This window comes from Nocardia otitidiscaviarum (genome assembly GCF_007362295.1).
Classification (GTDB): Bacteria; Actinomycetota; Actinomycetes; order Mycobacteriales; family Mycobacteriaceae; genus Nocardia; species Nocardia otitidiscaviarum.
The window spans coordinates 6,534,745-6,554,878 of sequence record NZ_CP041695.1; the positions used below are offsets into that span (position 1 = coordinate 6,534,745).

Sequence of the window (20,134 nt, forward strand, 5' to 3'; positions counted from 1 at the left end):
AAGTTCTTAATGCTGCTGGTGACTACAGTCACAACGGTCAGCTCGGAGAGGGACTTTCTCGATGATCCTGGACACCTTCCGCCTGGACGGCCGCGTCGCCGTCGTCACCGGTGCGGGCCGCGGCATCGGCGCGGCCACCGCCCTCGCGCTCGCCGAAGCGGGCGCGGACGTCGCCATCGCCGCCCGTACCAAAGAACAGCTCGACGCGGTCGCCGAACAGATCCGCGCCCTCGGCCGCCGCGCCGTCACCGTCCCCTGCGACCTGTCCGATCTGGACGCGGTGCGAACCTTCGCCGACACCGCCGCCGCGGAACTCGGCCACCTCGACATCGTGGTCAACAATGTCGGCGGCACCATGCCCAACACCTTCATGACCACCGACACCGACTTTCTCGAAGAGGCATTCCGTTTCAACGTCTCCACCGCGCATGCCCTGACCCGGGCCGCGGTCCCGCACCTGCTGCGCGCGGGCGGCGGATCCGTGGTGAACATCAGCTCGATGATGGGGCGCACCGCCGGTCGCGGCTTCCTCGCCTACGGCACCGCCAAGGCCGCACTCGCACACTGGACCCGGCTGGCCGCGACCGATCTGTCCCCGAAGATCCGAGTCAACGCCATCGCGGTCGGGTCGGTTCTCACCTCCGCGCTGGATGTCGTCGCACGGCAACCGGAGATCAAATCGGCCATGGAGTCGGTCACTCCGCTCGGACGGCTCGGCGAGCCCTGGGAGATCGCCGCCGCCATCGTCTATCTCAGCTCCCGCGCCGGCGGCTACATCACCGGCAAGGTGCTCGAGGTGGACGGCGGCATCGAACGGCCCAACCTCGAACTCGGCCTGCCCGACCTGTGATCACCTACGGCACAAGGACATCGATATGACCTATCGCGTAGTGCAGTGGAGCACCGGCAATGTAGGACGGCGCGCGCTGCGATCCATCATCGCCCGGCCCGAACTGGAACTGGTCGGCGTCTGGGTGTCCAGCCCGGAGAAGGCGGGCCGTGACGCCGGCGAACTCGCCGGGCTCGACCGCGAGATCGGCGTCACCGCCACCGAAGACGCGGCGGCACTGCTCGCCCTGCGACCGGACTGCATCGTCCACACCGCCATGGCCGACGACCGGCTCATGGAGGCGGTCGAAGACCTGAAGAGCTTCCTGCGCGCGGGCATCAACGTGGTGTCCAGCAGTCCGGTCTTCCTGCAGTACCCCTACGGCGTCCTCCCCGACGAGGCCATCGCGCCGATTGCCGCCGCGGCCGAGGAGGGAGGAGCTTCGCTGTGGGTCAACGGGATCGACCCCGGCTGGGCCAACGACTGGCTGCCGCTGGTGCTGTCCAGCGGCTCCGAGCGCATCGACCGCATCGTCTGCTCGGAGATCATGGACTACTCCACCTACGACAACCCCAAGGTCGTGTTCGACATCATGGGCTTCGGTAGCGACCTCGACGACCTGCCCATGCTGCTGCAGCCCGGTGTACTCACCCTCGCCTGGGGCAGCGTCGTCCGGCAGCTGGCCGCCGGACTGGGCGTCGAACTCGATTCCGTGACACAGCATTTCGAGCGGCTCCCGGCGACGGAGAAACTCGTCGTCGGCGGCCGCACAGTGGCCCCCGGAACTGCGGCGGCGCTGCGCTTCCAGGTGCACGGCGTTCGCGCGGGCCGCGAGATCCTCACCCTCGAACACGTCACCCGGCTCCATCCCGACCTCGCCCCCGACTGGCCCCAACCAGCCGGAAAGGGTTGCTACCGAGTCGAAATCGAGGGCGATCCCGACTACCGTCTCGACCTCCAGCTCTACAGCGACGGCGACCACGCCTTGGCCGGCGTGGTCGGCACCGCCGCCCGACTGGTCAGCGCCGTCCCCGCGGTGATCGAAGCACGCCCGGGCCTGCTCACCGCCCTCGACCTGCCGCTCACGACCGGTCGCGGACTGCTGTCCTGAGCTGTACCGCCCGACCCGGAACCGCACTGCTGCCAGCGACTCTCGTCGTCGTACAGGAAGATCAGCGCCGGAAGCCATGATCTCCGCCTGCTCGCCGCCACCCAGCAGCACGGTCCCGGGGCCGCCGGTCGAACCCGCGTACGGGTCGGCTCGAAGCTGCTGGCACGAAACACCATTCGCCCGGGCAACCGAACTCCGATGGCGCGGTGAACGACGCCCCGAAGGGTTACTATTGCTCCGGTTACAGTCGTTTTGGCACGTTCGTGCCTTCCGTGGGGGATTCTCTTGTTCGGTTTCGTCAAGCTCGGATTCGATCTTCTGATCGGCGACCTGAAATGGTTCGCGATCGGAGGCCTCGTCCTGTTGATGATCGCGGCCTTCGCATGGGACGCGATCAGCACGGCCATATCCCGGCTGATGGGCACCTCCCGAAAGCCCCCTGAGCACGCTGAACCACAGCAGCAGCCATCACCCTCCCGCCGCACCGCACGAACCCGCGACCGCCGCGCGGCCCGCGACGCCGAACGACGAGCCGCACTCCGAGCGAAGCATGCCGACAGCAGCCCCGTTCACGCCGACCAATCGACTGAGATTCCGGACGAGATTGCCGACGTCCGCAACTGCCGCTGATAAGACTCTTCCGGCCAGCCAGACCGCGACGGTCGAACACTGATCTGTCGATGATCGGTAGCTCACTTGGCCCCGCAGCCGATGCATTCGGTTGTGTAGGGCGCGGTTTCGAACACAGGGTCCATCGCGCCGAATCCTAGACCGCCATGCCGAGGCGCAGTCGGACATGCGCAGGCGTTTGTGCGGAGGAACCCGCGTACGCTCGGGCAGATGTTTGCGCTTGTGGTGCGATTCGATCTGAATGACAACGCGGCAGCAGTGGAATTCGACCGCCTCGTGGCGAAGACGGTCGAGGCGATCGCCGAGCTCGAGCCCGGCACATTGGTATATGCGACGCACGCGGTAGACGGCGACCCTTTGGCACGGATCTTCTATGAGGTCTACGCCGACCGCGAGGCATTCGAGGAACACGAGCGGCAGCCACACACTCGGGTCTTCCTCGACGAGCGGAAGAGCTACACGCGAGACGTGCGGGTCGAGTTCCTTTCACCGGCCGCAGCCAAGGGCCTGCCCGGCGTCTAGATGATTCCGCACCACGCCGCAGGCTTTCGGTGCTGCGGGCTTCCTCGTGTGCGAGCACCCGCACGATCTCATGCACAAAGTCCTCGCACTGGCCAAAACATGTGCGGCATGCCCTAGACGGGTACCACCCCGACCCGCTGCGCGAGTCGGCCGAGTTCGCCGGTCGTGAGGTCCCTGCGCGCCGAGCGCATCATGTGGCCGACCAGTTCGCGCACATGCGTCATACTCCGAACATGCTGCGGCGCTGTGTGTTCGGCGCGCAGCAGTGAGTGGAGCGACTCGCGGTAGTTCCGCTGCATCGCGTGGGCTCGGCCGATCTCCACGAAATGCTGTGCTCGACGGCCCTGGACGGGCAGGTCGTCGGGCGAGAGGGTCGGCGCAAGGCGAGAACACGACCGGGTTCGCGTTGTTCCATGGCAGCGGACATCCGCCACAACTGGACATTCGATGACACGAACGTCTTGTTGCGGACCACCGAGGCCGAAGGTGCGGCGTCACTCAGCCTGTCGGCTTGCTCGGCCGCCGCGTCGAGGTATGGGCCGGGATCGCCGCCCAATGCCGCAGTGATGAGCGATGATTGCAGGTGCAGATCCTCGCCGAACGCGAGGCCATGCGCCCCGGCGGACCCAACTGCGGCCGGATCTCCGGCCGATGAGCCGACCTCGTGCTCACATGTCCGCCGACACGGTCTTCCCCGGCAGCGCGGCGACGCATTACATCGAGCGATCCGGGCTGAGTAGTCCGCCGGCGATGTTCGTTACGCGGAGACCGGCCTGTCTCATCCCTGACACCCAGCCGGTACTGGTCGGGGCATCACCACGGTGGCACCGATCATCGCCGAGCCGCCCGCCCCGCCCAGACCGTCCAGGTCGCGAACGCGTTGCCGTGCACCAACGCGACGAACGGGAGCGCGTAGACCAACGCGGCGGACAGGGACAAGCGCGCGGTCCAACTCGGTGAGTACGGATCACGCTGCGGTCCAACCGCTTCCTCGATTCCGGCCGCGGCGAACAGCAACGGCGGCAGGGACAGCAAGACGAGTCCGAGGATCGCCGTCACCGTGCCGGTGCGGCTCCACAGCATCGAGGCGCCGAACAGCGCGAACACGATCCCCGGTAGGAACAACACGGCGCCGAACACCATGACGACCATCCAGTTACCGGCGATATCGGTGGCCACCGACCGATCGGCCACCTCATTGAGGATGCTGGTGGCCACCACCACACCGACCCCGAACCCCACCGGCGCGAATGCCATTCCCACCGTCCACATCCCCGCGCGCGCCATTCCAGCAGCATGGCACACGATGCGGGTGACGCAGGACCCCCGAGGGCGGAAACAATGAGGTCCGCCCCGGCGTACCGGGTTGGGCCTTCGATCTCGGAACCGCGTAGAGGGACCGAACCCACGCTGCGATCCGTACCCGCTAATCGGCTCTCGCGCGTCTGGTGTCGTACGCCCATATCGCGATCTCGACGCGGTTGCGGGCGCCGAGCTTGGTCATCAACGATGCGACGTGGGTCTTGACCGTGCTCAGGCCGACGAAGAGCTCGGCGGCGATCTCGGCGTTGGTCCGGCCCCGCGCCACCAGCGCCAGCACCTCCTGCTCGCGCTCGGTGAGCGGGTCGATGGGCTGGACCGGTACCGTCGGCGCCTGATCGGCGAAGGTCGCCAGCAGCCGACGAGTGACGTTGGGTGCGATCAGCGCGTCCCCGTTGGCCGCCGCGTGAACAGCCTGCACCAGGAGCTGCGGCCCGGCGTCTTTGAGCAGGAAGCCGCTGGCACCGGCGCGTAGGGCACCGAGGATGTATTCGTCGAGGTCGAAGGTGGTGATCACGACGACCGCCATCGGGTCGGTCACGTCCGGCCCGGCCAGACGCCGGGTCACCTCGACGCCGTCGAGCCCGGGCATCCGGATGTCGACGAGGAGGACATCGGGACGCAGCCGGTTCGCCAGGTCGAGCGCCGCGAGCCCGTCCGCCGCCTCCCCCACGACCTCGATGCCGGGTTGCGCACCGAGGATCATCACCAGACCGGTCCGGACCAAGTCCTGGTCGTCGGCGACGACAACACGGATGCTCATGGCAGCGCCCGCACCGGCAGCACGGCCTCGACCACCCAGCCGCCCTCGGGTCCCGGCCCTGCGGAGAGCGACCCGCCGAGGAGCTGGGCGCGTTCCGCCATGCCCAGCAGACCGAATCCGGGCTCCGGGACCGGCCCCGGCTCGATCTGTCCATCGTCGCTGACCCGCAGCCTGACGGCGTCGCCCTCCCGGCATACGTCGATTCCGACGCGGGTCGCGCGCCGGGCGTGCCGGACGGCGTTGGTCAGCGACTCCTGCGCGAGCCGGTAGAGCGCGGCGTCCACGGGGCGTGCCAGCCGGGTCAACGAACCGTCCAGCGAGACCTCGACGGTGGGCGTCGCGTCGGCGCGCGCCAGAGCAGGCAGGTCCGCGACACCCCGCTGCGGTGAGTAGCCGACGAATTCCTCCGCACGCAGCACCCGCACCATGGATCTCATCTCCGCCAGGGTTCGCGACGCTTCGGACTCGATCGCGGTCAAGACCTCCGCAGCCTTCTCGGGCTGAATGCCGGCGACCGCGCCACCGGCCTGCGCCTGCACCGCGATGGCCGAGACATGGTGGGCCACGGTGTCGTGCAGCTCGCGTGCCAGCGCCACCCGCTCCTGGTTGCGGATCTCGCGCTGCTGGCGATGCCAGAGGTCGGCACGGTAGCGGAACACCGCTGCGAGGGCGACGAGCAACAGCAGCAGAACGCTTCCGCCGAAAACGTCGGCCCAGCCCGCGGAGGCGGCGTACATCCCCAGCGCGACAACAACTGTCACGAACGCCGCCCCCAAGGCCATCTCCCGTCCCGAACCCCACCGCACCAGGGAGTAGAGCAGGATCAGGACGGCCATCATGGCGTAGAGGCCGAGGTCCCCGGGGTGCGCGGTCAGCTGGAGGACCGAGAGCAGCCCGGCGACACCCCACCCGACCAGGGCGGCAGTCAGGGGGCGACCCCGCCGCCAGAGCAGGGCGGGCAGCAGTGCCAGGGCGAGCACCACCACCAGGGGTCGCCAGGCCAAGCCCGGCCGCACGATGCCCTCGACCAAGACGGCGGCCGCGAACACGCCCACCAGCAGCCAGTCGAGCCGACCGATGGGTGGGACATCAGCAGGCCGCGGCTCATGCCAGATGGAGCGCCGGGCAGTGATCACGGCTTCATCCTAGGGATCGGCGAGCCTCGGCATACCAGCCGAAAGTACGAGATGGGGCTCATGCCTTCGGCCAGGTCAACTCCGGCCTCCGGGCCGGTGTGTCCGCCGCCGGGCTCGGTGATCGTGGACCTATCGATCCACACCACAACGGAGCCCATGATGAGAACACGTCAACCCGCTACCACACTGGACGAACAGCCGATGCCGGTGCGAGCCAAGCTCGCCGCAACGTGGACAAGCGTCATGTTCCTGTACGCCTACGTGGACATTCTCAACTTCTTCACACCCGGCGTCGTCGAAGACATCCTCGACGGCAAGGTCTTCGAGTTCGACCTCTCCCAGACCTTCTCGACCACGGCGCTGACCCTCATGGCTGTCCCGATCCTCATGGTCATGCTGTCGATGACGCTGCCCGCCAGGGTGAATCGCATCGCAAACCTCATCGTGGCCGCGCTCTACGCCCCCGTCACCGCGTTCAACGCGCTGGGTGAGTCCTGGCTGTACTTCTACGGACTCGGCGTCGTACTGGAATTGGCCCTGCTCGCCGTCATTCTGCGGTATGCCTGGACCTGGCCCCGCACCACAGCGTCGGTGACCATGTCGACCAGCCCGCACCGTGATCCCGTTCGCGCCCAACACCAAGCGTGAACCATCCTCGATGACACCGGCCTAGCCGCGCGAGTCACCACCGCCCCGTAAACGCCAGCAGGTGGCGAGAGAAAGCTACTCGCCACCTGCTGTTCCGGAGCCGCCTGGGGGAATCGAACCCCCGACCTTTTCATTACGGCCCGGTGTGACTACTCCATACGACCGGGCACTGTCAACGACATCCAAATCCTGTCGCCTACCTGTGGATGTAGCGCATCTTCGACAATCCAGAGCTATCGAGAGCATGCCGAGACAACCTGACAGCCATCGAATTTGTTGGGACTTCGTTGGCCCCCTACGGTACAAATACGCAGCCTGCGAACGTATCCCCGATGGCATGCTCCTAGGCGGTAGTGACCTTGAAGCTGCCGGCGAGTCCGACTAATAGCAGGGGAGCACGAGATAGGTTGTCCAGCCGGATGATGCTCGAATCTGCGCAACTGAAGCCGACGAGGTAACACGGGTCGCTACCCTTAAGAGGAGTCGTCGGACGACTTCAGGCCTGGCGAGCTATTGGTCGCGGGAGGGGAGCCCCCATGGCAGAGAGTCCACGCGGAGGGGAGGAGCTCACCCTCCTGATCGATTCCAACGTCTTCATTGCGGCCGAGGACCACACTGCGCCCGGGCATCCATTCGGCAGACAAGCCGCCGAGCTTCTTCGGCTGAGCCAGAAGCTCCACTACCGGCTTGCCCTCAGCCACGGAACCGTGTCAGACCTACTAGGAGCTCCGCCGCCAACCCGGAGCCAACGACTTAAGGCCCTTGAGAAATACGTCGTACTGAAACACGTCAAGACCGACCAACAAATAAGAGGCGTGTTCCCCGACATCCTTACCGACAACAACCTCGCAGATCTTGAGGTTTTGTCGACCTTCAAGCGCTCCGGCGCCGACTGGCTTGTTACTAACGATCGCAAGATGAGGAGTCGAGCAGCGCGGTCAGACCTTCCTCAAACGCTTTCCATCGATGCGGCGATTGAGCTTCTGAGGCCACTAGCGTCGCCTGAATTACAGGCACCTGCGGCAGAACTGACGGAAGCTCATACAATTGACCTGAGTGCAGACATCTTCAATTCACTAAGGGCCGACTACGATGACTTCAGCGAATGGTGGCTCCGTAAGGTATGCCGGGAATGGCGGGACGTGATTATCCTCGGGTCACCGACCAGTCCGGAGGGCGTAGCAGTTCTCAAAATAGAGAAGGACAGGCCGCACGGCCTGGATTCACCAGTACTAAAGATCTGCACATTCAAAGTCGCTGACGACTTCAGGGGCGTTAAACGCGGCGAACTTCTATTGAAAGCTTTGGTGTCGTACGCGCGCCGGCAGCGACTCAATGGAATGTACCTGGAGGTTCTGCCCGACAAAATCGATCTTATCGACTGGCTAGCGAATTTCGGATTCTCGGTCGTGGATACAGCCTCGACTGCCAGAAACGAGATGGTTCTCCTCAAAAGACTGTCGCCTTCCCCCTCCGAGCTATTGCTACCCGAGCTGGAATATGCAAAGAGGTTCGGGCCGGGAGAGATAAGACCTACGCGCGCTCATTTCATACCGATACGCGATAGTTGGCACCATCGACTATTCCCGGAGGCAGATGAGCAGGGCGACCTGTTCCAGGGTGGCGAGGCATGTGGCAACGCCATCCGCAAGGCCTATCTCTGCCACTCGCCATCTAGGAAGGTCATGCCGGGCGATGCCTTGGTCTTCATTCGTACAGGCCGCGGCCCAGCGGCGGCCACAGTCATTGGTGTAGCCGAATCAGTATCGGCATGTACATCTTGGAAAGAAATCATTGGACAAGTCGGGACGCGCACCGTCTATACCGCGACAGAAATATACGACATGACACGACCAAATAGAGCAGTATTGGTATTGCTTTTTCGGCTGGATCGAATACTATCTCCTGTATGGAAAATCGACGATCTCCTCCGAGTTGGCGTGATAAAAGGGCGAACACCGCAAAGCATCTCCAAGATCTCACCAAAGGGCATCGAATGGATTCAATCAAAGTTGGGCGCATCGCATTGATGTCAATACATCCACGATACGCAAACGCTATCGTGAATGGAACGAAGCGAGTCGAATTCAGAAAACGCCCCCTTGCCCAGGACGTCACACACGTAGTCGTTTACGCGACCGTCCCAGTGAAGGCTGTCATCGCAGCGTTCGAAGTTCGCGGTCAACAAATATCATCGCCTACTGATTTGTGGCGACAGTTTCGCGCCGTTGCCGGAATATCTAAGCGGGACTTCTTCGCTTATTACGCGGACAACGCTCTCGGGGTCGGGATAGAGGTTGGCCAAGTATTCACACCATCGGAACCTTTGTCATTGTGTGAAGATTTCGGCATCGCTCGCCCCCCACAGAGCTATCAGTACATCCAAGACTCTGTACCCGAGGCATTCACCACTGATGACGGTCAAACAATCAGTCTGAACCATCATGAACGGCAGTTGAGCCTTCTCTCCATGTAGGTTGAAGAGCGAAAGAAATGGCCAGAGCAGCCGAAGCCGATCTCGTACACACAACCCCAAACATTCCAGTCCACCAGACACCTGCTAGTCGGCCAGCTCAGACCTGCGCCTGGGGCCCTACCCACACAGTCGCCGCGAGAGACGTCACGGTGTTTACGACCATCAAGCCGTGGCCCCATCCTGCTTAGCGCGAACCTCACCCAGCCCCGAAGTGATGCGGCGGTGATGCCGACGCCGTGGCCGTTGGGTCCCAGACTGTACTTCTCTCTTCGAACGATGCGAGACAGTTCGGTACGAAAGATCTCAGCAGTATCAACCGCCCCTGTCGGCACCCAGGATATGAGATACTAGGTTTTGCTGGCTGATCCGGTTGCCTGACCGGGGTAGGTCAGACGTCAAGGAAGGCACCCGTGGGTGCCTTCCCTTTTGTGCTTAACGGGGCCACTTGTAGATGCCGTCCCCTCGGTCGCTGACCTCCTGGATCTGAATCGCCGCAAGCCTGTCCCACATCGTGGTGTCGCAAATCTTTCTCGTCTTGCCGTTTGCCGGCACCGCATGGCGCGACGCTGCGTAGGCGACCAGATCCGCGAGTTGAATGAAGTAGCTGTGCTGCGAATCGCGTGCGACAGCGTCTTCAACCAGCATGCGTGCCTCACCGAACCCGCTTCCTGCTCCTTGCCAGTTGTGACGCCGGAAGCGGCGCAGATGCTTCCTCACCTTGTCGTCCTCGCCCTGGTCGTGGACGATCAGGATTGGCTGTCCTGACTCGGTACGCTTCCGGAGCCGGGTGAACAAGTACTCCCAGGCGCACCTGAACACATCCATGTCCGGTTGGATGATCTCCGACTTGTGGATCACGATGGAGCAGACGCCACTCGACATATCCACTATTGAATCGATGTGGCGCTGATAGATGTCCCTGACCTGGCCGTCACCGAGCCCAAGGTCACTGTAGGTTTTCTTAACCCCCACCAGGTGGTTCGCCTTGACTTCCTGCTTCATGGCAAGGCCATAGGAGTCCCTGAGGTTCCGTCGGAGAGTGACGAGATGGTCGAGCGAATCGGTCCAGGTGCAGATCGGAACCAGGACGCATCCGAGTGTGTAAGTTCTCGACCCGCCTTTGGACACAGGCCCGGTATCGCCCGTCTCATCGATGTACGCGAACTCTGCCTGGATCGGACACACCTGCGCTGCCGTCATCTAAGTCTATCGTTCTCCTGATCATGGATGTGACGGTCATTCGCTTACGGTCTGGAAACCACGTATCGGGGCCAGAACGGAATTCGACCGTTGGCGGTACCCCGAAGCCCGCTGACGCTGTGGTTGCGGGCTGTTCCCCAGCGAACGAGAGACAACAACGCACATTACGAAGTTGGCATGCTCGTGAGGATCTGTGCTTGACCTCGACGGTCGCTGTCTCATCCACCCGGATCAAGCACTCGTCCCGAACGGTCTGTGATCGATCGCCAGACTGTGACTACGCGCTCATCTCTGATCCATGTCCTCCATCCGAGCACGAGCTGCCGCTCTTCTAAGCGCTTCAAGCACTGATAGACCGATCGCCATTCGCGATCACTCGGAGGCTCTAAGCAGTCGCCATGCAGCACTGCGCAAGCGATCTCGTCGATAGATACCGCGAAGTCCTGATCGTCGAGGTAGGCGATAATCCGCTCCTGCAATGGTCCAAGCGGGCGCCGACTCTTGATGCTCATCAGCGTTCACATCTCATGCTGCTAGGCGGTTCCGTCAACTCCTGCTTTGTCATTGGTCTCGCTGCTCTCGGTGTTGGGGACGCAGTAGCGGAAGGAGATCGGAGTCAACGCCTCTTCCTCGATCTTCCATTTGCAATGCACTACCGGGATACCTCCCGACGCGACGGGAACCGGGCCCGAACGGTCGAGTTGGATCGAATGCACCACGACCAGCGCATTATTCGGATAGTGCTCACGATGATGCTCGACCTCACCTCGAGTGAGAATGACCTCTCCCCCTGGGGATGTCGTGCCCTTCACCTCGATGTAGATCTTTTCCGATATCCTGGTTGCCAGCAGGTCATAGGGTCGGGTGGAACCGGTATCGCGGACGCTGTAGTCGTCTGCTTCAAAGATCTCCTTGGCAATCTTGACTGCGTGCTTCTCGATGGCCAACTTCTCGGCGGTGTTGAGGCGGTAGCCCTGCCCGCCCTTCGGGCGATGACGAATATTCCCGGCAGCCTCATCCACAGCGCGGTTGGCATCGGCGATTTCCGGAGCCTCGTCCCCGGGCAGGTACGCGGTTGCTGCATCGGCCGCATAGACCTTGGCCAACCATCCGCCCATGGCGACCAGGTCGGCGCGCAGTTGATCATCGGAAGGAATGGAGTCTGCCGCATACCGGATCGCGTGCACGGTACCGGTCACGTATCCGCGCGCCAACCGATTGCTACCCAAGCTTGGAATGTCCTTGAAGGCTGCGGGTTTCGTCTCGTCCTTCTCGAGGACCGATCGAGCCCAGTGCACAAGGCGAACCAGATCTTTCGTGTCCCGAAAGACGAAGTCCTTGATAGCCGTACTCCAGGTTGTGGTGCCCTGCATCAGCGAGAGGTACACCGCGGTGCCGGCCGAATCGAACAGATAAACCAGATACCACCCGACGGTCGCGCTCGGGCTGAGCTCGGCATCGAAGACCCGAGTCCACGGCACCTCGGACGCACTCCCCTTGCCCCCGCTGCCGGCGGTGCTCCACTGCGGAAAGCTCGATGACACCCACGGCTGTATGACTGCGGGAATCTCGTGTTCGACCACTTGCGAGCGCCGATTCATCGCGGGATCGGCCAGAACCGCAGTTCTGTTGGACTGGAGCTTCAACACCTCGCTGAGCAAGTCTCTCAACATGATCGCGAACGCTACAACACCCCACTGACACTGCCCCTTGGCAGGGTCAAACCGCTTGCGCCAGTGCAGGAAACACCTGAACCCCTACCCTCGGATCCACAGGAACCGATGGGCTCATCCGCTCGCCACTGTGGCGCTGACGGTGAGCCTTTCAGTGTCTGAACCGCGAGTACGCCACCCTCATTAAGCAGAACTTCAACTATCTTTGCACTAGTATGGGCGCCGGCCCGTAGGGGCTGAAACAAGATCAGGTTGTCACCTATCCTGGTACTCCCCACCCTGGCAGAGGTAGTTGCTTGCTACGCTCCATGGCCTGGACGGTCGGCGCCGTCAGGCGCAGGCGGGCTGTACCCAGGCGGAAACCAAGCTCCGAATTCTGTGGGGAGAGAACCGCTCTTGATACCGAGATCAGCTCGGGCGCACTCGTAGAACTCGTTCCGCAAGCGCCCCATGGCCTCGAACAGCCGCACATAACGTGCGTGATCGGTCTCGTCTTCCAGGACGAAGTAGCGAAATTCCCAGATGGCCTTCTGCCACTGCCGAGCAGCAGCGATAGCGGCTGGAGATCCCAAGAGGAGTACCGCCTCCCACTTGAGCGTTCGCTCCGCATCAGCTTCCGCATAGGCTCGGAGACCAGAATCAAGGTCGACTGGCCGCCGATCAGCCGGGTAGCCCTTGGCTGCCGACAACTGCTGACACACATCGTGGGTCTTCTTCAACGCGTTCGCATACCCCTCGTACGCGGCCAAGCGCTTGTCGTCCCATCTGGTGTCCAGGTTCCGCCTCCACTTCGACCGCTCGATCAGCATGGTCGCCGAGAAGGTACCAGCCGCGCCCAGAACCACGGCAGCAAGCGTGAGAAGCTGTTGAACAACGGGGCTCACGGACATGCATTGTGCCTGGATGAAGCCGGGATCGGAGACGGATTGCTGCGAACCACCCTCGCAGACAATCGTTTTCATCAACTGGCGCTCGTATTGCCAGCACCCGCCAGGTGCCGCTATCCGGGTCCAGCAGCCGGCAATCCGCCCAGACCAGATAGTTCTGGCCAGCGTTGTCTGCCCGGAAACTGATGCGGAACCAATGCGGAATGAATGCGGAATCGATTCGGAATGCATCGGAATGCGGTTCCGATTGGAACTCGATCCGAAGCGGGTCTGACCTGCGCCTTCGGCACAGGCTTCTCGCTCGTACGGCCGACACTCTCTGCGGCTTCGCTGATCACAGAGAGTGTCGGCCGTACGAGCGAGAAGCAAATTAGTCGTGCAGGTTGGGAGGCAAAGTGAAGCGGCACGTGGGGTGGAGAGGAAGGAGGACCACAAGGAAAGGAGACCACAAGAAGCAGGACCACAAAGTAGGGGTTGGGTGCAGACCTCGCGTAGGACAGGTGAGCAAGTTGGGATGTCCGACGCCTGTGGCGTCGTGTTCGCGCGTCAGGACGCGCTCAGTGCAGTGCTCCAGCTTGCGTCGATGTCACCGAAGTGAAGGACCACAAAGAGGAGATTGGGCCAGTAACCGACGGACGCCGACAGGCGAGCAGCCTGGTTCAGTAGTTCCGGACGACGTAGTCGACCATCGTTCGCGCAGCGTCTTCGATACCGGATTCGAGTACGTTCGCTCGGTAGTCGTCCCACCCCGACAGTTTTCCGGAATCCCTGTGCGCGCCGCGATGTGTCATACGCTCTCTAATCTGATTGGGGTGAGTGGAGACCCAAACCGTTCGTACCGGCGGTGCGGAGATCGAGGCACTGGAAATGATCTGCCTGGAAAGAGAGATACCGCGAGCCGCAGCCGTTTGGACGTGTCCGAGGAACGGCGCGTCGACGACTACCGGCACTCGGTGCCCGATCATGAGAGCCTGGCGGACGAAGGCCGCGTAGATGTGCGGGTTGACAACGCGCATGTAGGTGGCGCTGTCCTTGTCGTGTGGGTTGCCGGTCAGCTCGGTCATCACCGATTCTTCGAGGTCGGGCGCGAATGAGTCTTTGTCGATGATGACCGCATCGATCACAGCAGCGAGATACTTGGCGGCTGTGGACTTGCCGGAGGCGGGGAATCCGCAGATGACCGTCACACCCGCGCAGCTTCCTTCGGCAATCTGATCGAGCGCATCCGCCATCGGCGGGCGGACTTCGGCAGGCAGTGATCGAACCGCTGATCTGGCAGTCGGATTCATCGTTCCTCCAAAGTCTGCGGACTGTCGCGCTCACCTACTTGTTGCAGGGCGTAGTCACAGTCTCCCAGACCCAGTGGGCGGCGGAACGATGTCCGCGTCAGTCAACCTGGTTGCATTGGCGAATCACGACGGCGTTGATCGGTGAATCCTCACAACGCCCGAGACTGTCGGACGCCGTGTCAGGTGCCGCCGAGACTGCCGCACTCAGAGTTCTGGTACTGGCAACCCCAGTCTTCTGGCTGCCGCGCACAGCGCCTCGAACCCGAACGCGTCCGCATCTTCCTGGTTCTCTACGCTGTACTCCTGCCCTTCTGGCAGCTGCATCCTCATGAACGGAGGCGGAGTGGCACCCAGGCCATGGGCTACCGCGTAACCTGCGGGCGTCGCTTTCCCGCTGAACCTCAGCTGGACCGGAGGTTGCTCCGCCGTCAACTCCAGGCGAGCAAGCTCGATAAGTTCCTTACAGTGACCGCGGCGGCGGGCGCGTATGACGGTGTAGGCACCTCGGTCATACGCCTCGCGTGTGCCTTCCACAGCAAGAAACGCCACGAAAACCGCCAATGCGTCGTCACCACCGTCAACCGCGACCCAGACACGAAGTAGCGGGTCATCCTCGGGGTGGCTGGCCAACAGCTCGACACCCCCAACACGGGATGCGCTCACGGGTTCAGTATCTCATGCCCAAGATCGATTTGATAGGCGCTCCGTGTCCGACTCAACCCGCATACCTCACGGCATGCCGGCGTTGGATCCGTCGGGTATCTACTCAGCCGTTGCCTCGACACCAGGGAGCTGGCCGCTGCGCTGATCTAGGCGTCGCCCTCCATCGGCTAGGCCGATTCGAAGAACTTCTCCGCCACTGGGCTGTCTAGCGCGAACGCACATGTAGTTTCTCCTGACAGTGCGGAAGCTCAGTGAACGATCGGAGAGCGCGTGAGCAGAGTTGCGGAACTGACCGACTCTGAGGGACACACCTGGGTGTACGACACCGGCAAGATGCTCGGGCAGGGCGGCGCAGGACAGGTATTCGAAGGGCTCGGTGAGGATGGAACGGCAGTCGCGGTCAAGGTGGTCGACATCGGTAACGGCAAAGACGCCTTGCGAATCCACAGTCGGGAAATCGAGATCGGTCGATCGGTCGCTGCTGCTCCGGACGCACGGCACCTACTGGTAAATCTCGGTGTCGCCATCATCGAACGTACAGTCGTAATTATCATGCCGCGCGCTGAAACAACCCTCGAACGCCATCTTGAGCAGCATGGCAGCGGATTGGGCCTAGACGAAGCGCTCTCGATCTCTGCGGATATCACAGCTGGGCTAAGCGAACTCGCCGGGATTGGAATCGTTCATAGGGATATCAAGCCCGGCAACATACTTCGAATTGACGGTCGATGGGTCCTCGCCGACTTCAGTATTTCTCGCGATCTAGCCGACTCGACTGCGACTTGGACGCGGAAAGGTGAGGGATCGACCCCGTACATGTCTCCCGAATATATGCTGTCCGGCATCGCGACCGTCAGATCTGATCTATACGCACTAGGCGTTGTATTGTACGAGATGCTCTCGGGAAAGCGCCCATTCGATTCGTATGGGGATACACTCCGGCAGGCTGTACTTCAGAACCCACCACCACCATTGCCGTCCACGGTGAATTCTGCGCTTGAACGAGTTGTTCTGCGCCTCTTGGCCAAGGACCCCGCCCACCGGTACAGCGATGCACGAGCAGTGGAAGAAGCGCTAGACCGAGTTCGAACTCCGTTGACGCAGTGGCAGAATCGACTGGCATCGGCTGCGGGTGGCATCGCCCGTGCACGTGCCAACGAGGTCGCCGAACGCGAGCGTGCGACTGCGGCCCAAGCTGCCGCCGAAGACCTCTGCACCAGCGCGATCTTGGACCTTCATGACTCGATGAAGGCTATGACAGCGGCGGCAGCGACGGTGTTGGGCGATGAGATTCAGATGACCGTCCATCAACTCAATTCTATTCAGTCATGGAAGGTACGATTCGGTGACTACCTTCTCGAGGTCACGGTCGAGTCGCGCTCTCATTTCCACATGCAACCCGGATTCCCGCTTGTCGTCGGATCAGTTATCGCTGGACCACGAGTAGCGAAAACCGACTCTGTGCCAATGAGTCAGCGCGCACATTCCAACCTATTCTTCACACCCGCACCTCATGGTCAGGGCAAGTGGGTCCAGCGGATATGGGTTGCCCCGATTGCGCATTTCAACGCTGCCGACCCCACCGACAACAACCTTTGGGCCGAAATCGGTGGCGAAGAACGGGACCTGCAAGGGCTTCTCTACCACGATCTGCCGCTGACACCTGAGCGACTGTGGGCACCTTTCGTGGACCTGTTGGAGAAAGCTGGACGCTGGTGATCTACCACAATACAGCAGGACACCCGGGAGAGGCTTCACACTAGCCTGCTGGCGGCGCTAGAGATTGAACAATTGGTGCCGCGCAGCGTCTTCGACCAGTCTTCGGCGTCACCCTGATTCGGGAGTTACGGAAGTTCGAGCAACTTCAGATAGCCTCGGTCGGCCGCCTTTCGACCGGCCGAGCTGTTCGGTTAGATCAGCGCATGCGAAATTACAGCGCTCCACCATTCCGCGCAGCGTCATATACTAAGTCGAAAGTCTTCAATCTTCTGCTGTATTAGAGCCTCAGGCCTCTCGCCAGCTTTCTTTGTATCAATCATCTGCGCGATATCATCGTCTGTGAACGTTATTATGAGTTTGCGATGCATCATCCATTGCTCCCTCACGATATGGGCCGAGGAGTCGCTTTCCCCAACCCTGCTAGCAATTATACCAAAAAGTCCAGGACCTTGTTCGGTTAGATAATTAGCCATCTGCAGAAACAAATCCTTCGAGATTTTGTCAGTATAATTCTTTGCATCTATCACAATATGATCAGCATGGTACTTCTCTCGCATGTATCTCCAGAAGCCTTCAGTTGCGTAGTTTGGCATGATAATGTCTCTCCTGTTAATCTTGGTGTAATTGCTAAGCTCATATATTCCGGGACTTAGAGGTGGAGAGAATAAATAGTCAAAAATGTTGACGCAAAGTTTCTGATACTGCTGCCAGTGCTTTCTACCTGACGGAATACCCTGCAACTTTGTTAGCAGATCCGCTGCGAGTGACGAGGTGTCTGAGAAAGCAGTCGTCACCTTCGAGGTATTGAGGGTTTCTCCGATAGAGCCCATCCGGTCCGCAGCTTGAGATACTGAACGCAACCAGTCCATGTCGAGTATACGGATGTCATGTGATCGACTGCCTCGCAGCCTGCCTTGCGAAACTGGGCCAGGAAAGAAGAGAGATAGCCGCGGCTCTACTCCATCATTGTATTCCGCGTACATTTCGCCATACTGCCGAATCTGAGCCAGGGCATCCTCTAGCCGTTGCCGTGTCTGCGGAGTGGTCCGCTTGACTTCGATAAATTCTATTTGGTCACCGTAGAGCACTGCGACATCTACCCTGGATTGCGGACCGACCGGAAATTCCTGGTACACCCGATCAGCTCCACTATAACGCAATGCGCTAACAATTGCCTCGATAAGATCGGACTCGCGGGGTGGAACGTGTTCGAATTTGTCATGAGGCACCGGATTGATCCTTAGGGACTCGGGGACGCCAGCAGGCTTAGGCCACATACTAATTGGAATGTTAGGGACCGGCCGTAGGGATTTGCGAGAGCGGATGGTCAAAGCCTAGATGGCCGTGGCGGTGAGCGGCCCTGGCTACCGGCTGACTCCCCACTCTCCGGTTTGGCGACGACGCAAGGGCATCGGCGTGAGCGTGCGCTAAGAAACGCCCCACGTCGCCGGGCACGTTCACCGATGACGTCAGATCTGCCGATGTCAACGGATCTCAACCCAGGGAGACCGACCGATACACGCTGTCAGGACTCGCCAGCGTAGCCAGCTAACGCGCCAGCCACCAGATCGAGTAGCGGTTTTGCGAGAGCTGGAGAGGTCGCGACTGTGTGCCGCGAGTTCACGCTGTGCTGCTTACCACCGGAATCGGTTACCACAGCCCCGCTCTCGCGGGCAATGATGACGCCCGCGGCCATGTCCCACGGCTTGTTCGTCAACAGTACGCAGGCATCGGTTCGCCCCTCCGCGACCCAAGCGAGATCGAGAGCGGCCGACCCGAACATGCGTACGCGTTCGACGTGCGTCGCGAGCGCCGTCGTCAGCGCCAGCCGGCGCCGGTTCTTCTCGTCTGCGTTCTCGCCTACGGCGTAGTCGCCGATCGAAACGATTGCCTGCCCAAGGGACTGTGTATGGCTGGCCTTGATGCGGTGGCCGTTGCAGAACGCACCGTTCCCGGTCGAGGCGTAGTACTCCAGGTTCAGAAACGGCGCGGCGATGACACCGAGGAGTGGAACGTCTTCGTGGGTGAGGGCAAGGGAGACGGCGCAGAGGGGAAGCCCATGGATGAAGTTGGAAGTCCCGTCGATCGGGTCCAAGACCCACCGGTACTCCAGGGCGGCGTCCCCGTCGCTCGCGTCCTGCTCCTCCCCGAGAAACCCTATGTCCGGCGTAGCGCGGCTAAGACTTGTCCGAATTGAGTTCTGGATGCGGAGGTCAAGGTCGGTGACGAAGTCGCGATCTCCTTTAGAACGCACTTCTCCAGGCCCGGCGGTAGTGAGCAGTCGGCTACCTTCGGCTGCTGCGCCGCGGGCGATCTCCAGCAAGCCGTCTGAACCATTCATTCGGTTGCCCTTTCTTTGCCGTCTGCCCACATGCTTTCGAATACCTCCGAGAAAGTATCGAACAGTCCCGTAGTACCGGACTTGCGGGCGACGAACGTCGGTGACTCGACACCCCTGGATTTGGGCAGGTAGGGCTGCATGACACAGATTGTCGAGTCTATGAGGGTGATGTTGAACCGGATGGGCTGATTGTAAACCCGGATCAGCAACGATCCCGGTGTCTGCTCGGTAACCCGCCGCATGACTCGCTCAAGCGTCTGGATATTGGTCCCGGTCAGGTTGGTCAGCAGACCTGGCGAGTGATCCTCTTCGATCTCTCGGGCACGAATGAAGGTCCCAGCAGGATCGAGAAACAGGCAGCGGATGACTGTTCCGTTTTCGAGCAGTCGCAGGACGTCGGTGTCGGAGTACTGCTGGCACAGCATGTTCAGCGACAGGCCGGCCATGTCGATCGTCCGTGCCGTCTTGAACAGCTCTTGGGGCGGCATCGCTCGGAGGAAGTCGAGCCTGGTCGCGTAGACGGCCTCGACATCGGCGAGGTTGGCCCCGGTCGTCGGGCGCGCCGCGGAGACCGAGGCGCGCGGTTCGCGTGCGAGGTCCGCCGGGTTACCCGAGTACTCCTCGAACAGCTCAGATACCGACCAGTCCGGAAACATCGCCTCAAGAATTCGGCAGTGGTCCGGGTAAGGCACGCCGGAGATCTCACCAGATAGCCACCGGTAGAACTGCGCCTTCTTTGGACCGCAGTTGATCAAGGCCGGATCGAGCTTCTTCGCGAGCCGGTTGTATTCGCGATTGAACGCCGAGACCGTCTGGAGATGGCGTTGCTGGAGAAGTGCCTTCAGGACAGTGCCCATAATCATCTGCCTTGCAAGAGATTTCGGAGGCTTGAGAAGACTCTAACACGCTGAGGAGACACAGAAGAGA

At 61.6% G+C, this 20,134-nt stretch carries 18 protein-coding genes; 7 read left to right on the forward strand and 11 right to left on the reverse strand.

What is annotated here, in order from left to right:
• Window positions 1–61: 61 nt before the first annotated feature.
• From FOH10_RS29365 to FOH10_RS29380, 4 genes are all read left to right on the forward strand, one after another.
• Window positions 62–850 (forward strand): SDR family oxidoreductase, encoded by a 789-nt coding sequence (locus FOH10_RS29365; protein ID WP_143983105.1) that lies wholly within the window; start codon window positions 62–64, stop codon window positions 848–850.
• Window positions 851–875: 25 nt separating this feature from the next.
• Window positions 876–1,940, forward strand: coding sequence for an NAD(P)H-dependent amine dehydrogenase family protein (locus FOH10_RS29370; protein WP_143983106.1), 1,065 nt, complete (start codon window positions 876–878; stop codon window positions 1,938–1,940).
• A gap of 285 nt (window positions 1,941–2,225) precedes the next feature.
• A complete protein-coding gene (locus FOH10_RS29375; protein WP_143983107.1) occupies window positions 2,226–2,570 on the forward strand; it encodes a hypothetical protein in 345 nt (114 codons plus the stop codon).
• Window positions 2,571–2,780: 210 nt separating this feature from the next.
• The gene (locus FOH10_RS29380) at window positions 2,781–3,092 is read left to right on the forward strand and encodes a putative quinol monooxygenase (protein WP_143983108.1); all 312 of its coding nucleotides are present in this window, start codon (window positions 2,781–2,783) and stop codon (window positions 3,090–3,092) included.
• An 831-nt stretch (window positions 3,093–3,923) separates the two neighbouring features.
• On the opposite strand, the gene FOH10_RS29385 is transcribed toward FOH10_RS29380, so the two are convergent.
• From FOH10_RS29385 to FOH10_RS29395, 3 genes are all read right to left on the reverse strand, one after another.
• Window positions 3,924–4,355 carry a hypothetical protein gene (locus tag FOH10_RS29385; RefSeq protein WP_143983109.1) on the reverse strand — a complete coding sequence of 144 codons (432 nt, stop codon included), beginning with the start codon at window positions 4,353–4,355 and terminating at the stop codon, window positions 3,924–3,926.
• 163 nt (window positions 4,356–4,518) lie between these two features.
• Complete coding sequence (locus tag FOH10_RS29390) at window positions 4,519–5,175, reverse strand: response regulator (protein ID WP_143983110.1); 657 nt, start codon at window positions 5,173–5,175, stop codon at window positions 4,519–4,521.
• Window positions 5,172–6,311: a sensor histidine kinase gene (locus FOH10_RS29395; RefSeq protein WP_143983111.1), complete on the reverse strand. Its 1,140-nt coding sequence runs from the start codon at window positions 6,309–6,311 to the stop codon at window positions 5,172–5,174. The genes FOH10_RS29390 and FOH10_RS29395 overlap by 4 nt, the downstream gene beginning before the upstream one ends.
• Window positions 6,312–6,467: 156 nt before the next feature.
• Between FOH10_RS29395 and FOH10_RS29400 the strand changes: the two genes are divergently transcribed.
• Together FOH10_RS29400 and FOH10_RS29405 are read left to right on the forward strand one after the other, a co-directional pair.
• Window positions 6,468–6,959 carry a DUF6326 family protein gene (locus tag FOH10_RS29400; protein ID WP_244961423.1) on the forward strand — a complete coding sequence of 164 codons (492 nt, stop codon included), beginning with the start codon at window positions 6,468–6,470 and terminating at the stop codon, window positions 6,957–6,959.
• A gap of 536 nt (window positions 6,960–7,495) precedes the next feature.
• Window positions 7,496–8,989 carry a GNAT family N-acetyltransferase gene (locus FOH10_RS29405; protein WP_143983112.1) on the forward strand — a complete coding sequence of 498 codons (1,494 nt, stop codon included), beginning with the start codon at window positions 7,496–7,498 and terminating at the stop codon, window positions 8,987–8,989.
• An 878-nt stretch (window positions 8,990–9,867) separates the two neighbouring features.
• Here the strand turns inward: FOH10_RS29405 and FOH10_RS29415 are convergent.
• The 5 genes from FOH10_RS29415 to FOH10_RS29435 all read right to left on the reverse strand — a co-directional run bounded on the left by FOH10_RS29415 (window position 9,868) and on the right by FOH10_RS29435 (window position 15,147).
• A complete protein-coding gene (locus FOH10_RS29415) occupies window positions 9,868–10,635 on the reverse strand; it encodes a DUF3800 domain-containing protein (RefSeq protein WP_143983113.1) in 768 nt (255 codons plus the stop codon).
• Window positions 10,636–11,168: 533 nt separating this feature from the next.
• Complete coding sequence (locus tag FOH10_RS29420) at window positions 11,169–12,308, reverse strand: MrcB family domain-containing protein (RefSeq protein ID WP_143983114.1); 1,140 nt, start codon at window positions 12,306–12,308, stop codon at window positions 11,169–11,171.
• Between the two features lie 299 nt (window positions 12,309–12,607).
• Complete coding sequence (locus FOH10_RS29425; protein ID WP_186000621.1) at window positions 12,608–13,270, reverse strand: hypothetical protein; 663 nt, start codon at window positions 13,268–13,270, stop codon at window positions 12,608–12,610.
• Window positions 13,271–13,854: 584 nt separating this feature from the next.
• On the reverse strand, window positions 13,855–14,484 hold the full coding sequence (locus FOH10_RS29430) for a P-loop nucleotide/nucleoside kinase family protein (protein ID WP_143983115.1): 630 nt from the start codon (window positions 14,482–14,484) through the stop codon (window positions 13,855–13,857).
• Between the two features lie 204 nt (window positions 14,485–14,688).
• Window positions 14,689–15,147, reverse strand: a complete 459-nt coding sequence (locus FOH10_RS29435; protein WP_143983116.1) for a hypothetical protein — start codon at window positions 15,145–15,147, stop codon at window positions 14,689–14,691.
• A 270-nt stretch (window positions 15,148–15,417) separates the two neighbouring features.
• On the opposite strand from FOH10_RS29435, the gene FOH10_RS29440 reads away from it, so the two are divergent.
• On the forward strand, window positions 15,418–16,866 hold the full coding sequence (locus FOH10_RS29440; RefSeq protein WP_143983117.1) for a serine/threonine-protein kinase: 1,449 nt from the start codon (window positions 15,418–15,420) through the stop codon (window positions 16,864–16,866).
• A 239-nt stretch (window positions 16,867–17,105) separates the two neighbouring features.
• Here the strand turns inward: FOH10_RS29440 and FOH10_RS35065 are convergent, their stop codons facing one another.
• From FOH10_RS35065 to FOH10_RS29455, 3 genes are all read right to left on the reverse strand, one after another.
• Window positions 17,106–18,095, reverse strand: a complete 990-nt coding sequence (locus FOH10_RS35065; protein WP_186000622.1) for a hypothetical protein — start codon at window positions 18,093–18,095, stop codon at window positions 17,106–17,108.
• Window positions 18,096–18,391: 296 nt separating this feature from the next.
• Entirely contained in the window at window positions 18,392–19,207 is an 816-nt protein-coding gene (locus FOH10_RS29450; RefSeq protein WP_143983119.1) for an inositol monophosphatase family protein, read from the reverse strand.
• Complete coding sequence (locus FOH10_RS29455) at window positions 19,204–20,064, reverse strand: DUF5919 domain-containing protein (RefSeq protein ID WP_221937893.1); 861 nt, start codon at window positions 20,062–20,064, stop codon at window positions 19,204–19,206. The genes FOH10_RS29450 and FOH10_RS29455 overlap by 4 nt, the downstream gene beginning before the upstream one ends.
• Window positions 20,065–20,134 lie beyond the last annotated feature (70 nt).

Excerpts from the sequence above, each read along its gene's own strand:
- FOH10_RS29365 (WP_143983105.1), top strand. The coding sequence starts at position 62 with ATGATCCTGGACACCTTCCGCCTGGACGGCCGCGTCGCCGTCGTCACC.
- FOH10_RS29370 (WP_143983106.1), top strand. The coding sequence starts at position 876 with ATGACCTATCGCGTAGTGCAGTGGAGCACCGGCAATGTAGGACGGCGC.
- FOH10_RS29380 (WP_143983108.1), top strand. The coding sequence starts at position 2,781 with ATGTTTGCGCTTGTGGTGCGATTCGATCTGAATGACAACGCGGCAGCA.
- FOH10_RS29390 (WP_143983110.1), bottom strand. The coding sequence starts at position 5,175 with ATGAGCATCCGTGTTGTCGTCGCCGACGACCAGGACTTGGTCCGGACC.
- FOH10_RS29400 (WP_244961423.1), top strand. The coding sequence starts at position 6,468 with ATGATGAGAACACGTCAACCCGCTACCACACTGGACGAACAGCCGATG.
- FOH10_RS29405 (WP_143983112.1), top strand. The coding sequence starts at position 7,496 with ATGGCAGAGAGTCCACGCGGAGGGGAGGAGCTCACCCTCCTGATCGAT.
- FOH10_RS29415 (WP_143983113.1), bottom strand. The coding sequence starts at position 10,635 with ATGACGGCAGCGCAGGTGTGTCCGATCCAGGCAGAGTTCGCGTACATC.
- FOH10_RS29420 (WP_143983114.1), bottom strand. The coding sequence starts at position 12,308 with ATGTTGAGAGACTTGCTCAGCGAGGTGTTGAAGCTCCAGTCCAACAGA.
- FOH10_RS29425 (WP_186000621.1), bottom strand. The coding sequence starts at position 13,270 with ATGAAAACGATTGTCTGCGAGGGTGGTTCGCAGCAATCCGTCTCCGAT.
- FOH10_RS29430 (WP_143983115.1), bottom strand. The coding sequence starts at position 14,484 with ATGAATCCGACTGCCAGATCAGCGGTTCGATCACTGCCTGCCGAAGTC.
- FOH10_RS29450 (WP_143983119.1), bottom strand. The coding sequence starts at position 19,207 with ATGAATGGTTCAGACGGCTTGCTGGAGATCGCCCGCGGCGCAGCAGCC.
- FOH10_RS29455 (WP_221937893.1), bottom strand. The coding sequence starts at position 20,064 with ATGGGCACTGTCCTGAAGGCACTTCTCCAGCAACGCCATCTCCAGACG.